The 3,094-nt window shown below is 49.1% G+C and carries 1 protein-coding gene; it reads left to right on the top strand.

Features of this window, described 5'->3' with window-relative positions:
- Positions 1-3,094 (top strand): hypothetical protein (locus tag MHN31_RS23920; protein WP_239445528.1); only part of this gene is annotated, 3,094 nt, incomplete at both ends.

Raw genomic sequence — 3,094 nt, 5'->3', positions numbered from 1 at the left:
TGGTCTGGCAGATATTCTGTACCGCAACAGTAATAATGACTGGTATGCCCGGATCAATACAGGCACAGGGTTTGCCAGCGGGATCAAGTTATTTAACTACGACAAGCCAAGCCTGAAGGTGTTTGATATCAATGGTGATGGGATCCCAGAGGTGTACCGGGAAGATCATGGCGACCATTTTTACTTCTACAATGGCACAGGGTTCACGTATCGTAAACTGACCTCGCATGGCTCTAACTATGACTTTACGACCTTTATGGATGTCACGGGTGATGGCAGCGCAGACAAGTTGGTATTTCAGGGGCGCATGGGTCTTTATCAGAACTCGGATGCACCGACCAATCTGATCTCGTCGGTACGAGACGGATTTGGTGCGTATACGACGGTGTCGTATTCGACGCTGAACAACCGTAATATCTATACGCCACACAGCGATGCCCGCACCAAGAGCTGGGGCAATGGCCGTGTTACGGATATGAAGTCAGGGGCACGGGTCGTCAGTGCACTCATTAAGAATGATGACACCATTAAGTACAAGTATCATGGTGCAAAGGCCCAGGTGGGCCGCGGCATGCTGGGTTTCCGTCAGATAGAAGCTGAAAGCGTGAATGGTGGCACTAAGATAGTCACGACCTATCGTCAGGATGGGGATTACCGGGGCAGCCCGGAGCGGGTTCAGACCTATGTACGTTATGGCAGCGACACGTCCACCGGTGGCGGCTCAGGTGGTGGCTCCGGCGGAGGGTCGGGTGGCGGCGGGCCTATTGATCCGTGTGAAGTATTTCCTGAAACTTGTAACTGTCGTTGGGAAGCAGATCGGGCCTGTGAGTTACCAAGAGTTGCACCGATAGAGACATTCAGTGCGGCAGAGGGTTTCAACGGTGCACTGGCGTCATCTGTGCGTTCAAACAGCGCCCAGTTTGCGACCATGAGTACGGCTTCTGTTAACACCAGTATCTGGCGTCTGAAATCAGACATGACCTCAAGTTATGGTCGTAAGCAGGAAACAAGCTTTGTCACTTCGAACAGCACTAAACCTTACCTAGTGTACCCTTCTAAAGTCGTGACTAAAACTTATAACACAGATGTTAGCAGTCTGACGCTCATATCGACCAAAACTAAAACGGTATCATCGGTAGATAGCTTCGGTAATCCACTGAAACAAAGTAGTGTGGTTGATACAAGAAATGGCTATGCAAAGACGGATACAACGAACACGTATGGTTACAGCTATCATGGTGGCCGGGTTACCAAAACGGTGGAGACCAAGCGTTATCTGAACCGTTTGAATGGCACAAATAAAGGGAACTATCAGAACACCCATACCTCAACCTTTGCCTATGACAGTAAAGGGCGTTTAATTAGGTCGAGTGCAGACAATGGGGCAATTATAAACTACACCCTTAACGGGTATGGCTTAGTCAGCAAGAAAACGGTCTCTAAATCGGGCTTACCTACTAAAACCGTAGAAACGTTTTACGATAGCACTTATCGTTTGGTGACTGGTGAGAAGAACAGCCTGGGCCATCGCAGTATTATTGGCCATGACAGCCTGGGTCGTAAGTCTTATACCCAGTCTACCAATGGTCAGCGTACTTACTATACCTATAATAAACTGGGTCGTCTGACGGGAGAAGTCTCAACCCCGGCCGACAACACAAGCAAAACAGGTACTAAAGCACTGAGCAGTAGTCAGAGTAAATACTGGTGCACCAGTGGTTGTGTGAGTGGTGCTGCTTATTACGAGGAAAGTGTGTCTGAGAGCGGCCCGACGAGCCGACAGTACTTTGATAAGTATGGTCGTGTGCTGCGTGACTCTAGCATGTCTCTGAGCGGCACATTCATCAACGTTGACTATGTATATGATACGAAAGGTCGCAAATACAAAGAGTCTATGCCTTACTTCCATGGTGGTACTGCGCTTTGGAATGTTTACAAATACGATAAGCAGAACCGGGTTGTGCAGGTAACCAAGGCAGATGGCTCTATCTGGAAAACCGAGTACAACGGCGAAAGTGTGACCACGGTTAACCCGTCTAACCAGAGACATACACAGCTGACAAATGCGATGGGTCTGCTGGTTAAGGTGATGGATGCTAATAATAAGTCGGCTTACTATGAATATGATGAAAATGGTAAAACGCGCCTGCTAACTGGCCCTAAGGGTAATAAAATCCAGGTCAGTTTTGATAAGTACGGCAATAAAACCCGTGTAATCGACCCTGACAAGGGCACAGTCAATTACAGCTACAATGCTTACCATCAGTTGATTCGTGAATCAGACAGCAATGGTAATGTGATCACGTATCAATACGATGTACTGGGCCGAAATACGGAGGTACAGCGAAAGCGTGGTGGTAATAAGCTTGAACACCACCTGGTCTATAGCTATGACAGTGGCGCGTATGCGAAGGGGAAAGTGTCGAGCTCTACGGACAGGGTGACAGGTTTTACCGAACGCTTTTATTACGATAGCTTTGGTCGTACTCGCGAGAAACACACGGTGATTGACGGCAGTACCTATAAGGAAATCTGGTCGTTCAATAATGCCGGTCAGTTATATAAAGAGACAGATGCCTCGGGCAAGTCAGTGACTTACCACTACAATGCTCACAAGCACCTGAGCTCCCTCAAAGACTTGCAGACGAACAGTGTCGTCTGGCAGGCCTCGGCGGCGGATGCCTTTGGTAACATCACCACGGAGAAGCTGGGCAGTCGCATTACCCGGACTAAAGCGTTCGATCAGAAGACCGGCTTGCTGACCAGTCTGAAGTCAACGGGCAGTGGCACGTTACAGAACTGGGCCTATAACTGGAGTAATCTGGGCAACCTGAACTATCGTCAGGACCATACGATTGGTAAGAAAGAAACGTTCGGGTATGACAGCCTGAACCGGGTTACCAGCAGTGCGATATCAGGGGGGCCGAGCACCACAATCAGCTATAATGAGCTGGGTAACATCACCTATAAAACAGGTGTGGGCCATTATCATTACCAGTCGAGCCGCCCCCATGCGGTGACGAAAGTCACGGGTGACAGAGCCAATACCTACCAGTACGATGCGGCGGGTAATATGGTGAAGGACAATGCCCGA

It is taken from the genome of Pseudoalteromonas sp. McH1-42 (genome assembly GCF_022347845.1).
In the GTDB taxonomy this organism is placed as follows: Bacteria; Pseudomonadota; Gammaproteobacteria; order Enterobacterales; family Alteromonadaceae; genus Pseudoalteromonas; species Pseudoalteromonas rubra_D.
The sequence above is the reverse complement of the archived record's forward strand: the minus strand, read 5'-3'. Positions and strand labels throughout refer to the sequence as shown.